An 846-nucleotide genomic window follows, 5' to 3' on the forward strand; every position below is an offset into this window, starting at 1 on the left:
ACGCTGACCGCGGGCGAAACCTCGCTGGTGACCATTACCTTCAGCGAAGCGGTGAGCGGTTTCACCAACGCCGACCTGACGATTGCCAACGGTACGCTCACGGCGGTGAGCAGCAGTGACGGCGGCATCACCTGGACCGCGACCTTCACCCCGACCGTCGGCGTGAATGACTCGAGCAACGTCATCACCCTGAACAACACCGGGGTCAGTGATCTGGCGGGCAACACCGGCAGCGGCACCACCAACTCCGGCAACTACACCATCGATACGGTGCTGCCGACGGCGACCATCGTGGTGGCCGACAACGCGCTGAAAATCGGTGAAACCTCACTGGTGACGATCACCTTCAGCGAAGCGGTGAGCGGTTTCACCAACGCTGATCTGACCATCGCCAACGGTACGCTCACGGCGGTGAGCAGCAGCGACGGCGGCATCACCTGGACGGCCACGTTCACACCGACCAGCGCCATCACCGACGCGACTAACCTGATCACCCTGGACAACACCGGCGTGCAGGCGGCCGCTTCCGGTAACGTGGGCAGCGGCACCACCGATTCGAACAACTACGCCATCGATACCGTGCGCCCGACGGCCACCATCGTGGTTGCGGACTCGGCGCTGGCGGTGGGTCAGACTTCGGTAGTGACGATCACCTTCTCCGAGGCGGTGACCGGCTTCAGCCTCGCCGACCTGACGGTGAGCAACGGTACCCTGAGCAGTCTGAGCACCAGCGATAACATCACCTACACCGCCACCCTCACACCGGCAGCGAGCATCACCGATGCGACCAACCTGATTACCCTGGACAACACCGGGGTGACCGATGGGGCCGGCAATACTGGAAGC

General features: G+C 63.4%; 1 protein-coding gene. It reads left to right on the forward strand.

Annotated elements, in window-relative coordinates:
- Nucleotides 1-846, forward strand: an 846-nt coding sequence (locus AC1DLB_RS31115; RefSeq protein ID WP_477786419.1) for an Ig-like domain-containing protein, incomplete at both ends; no start/stop codon positions are given.

Source organism: Pseudomonas sp. 05N434, assembly GCF_056396965.1.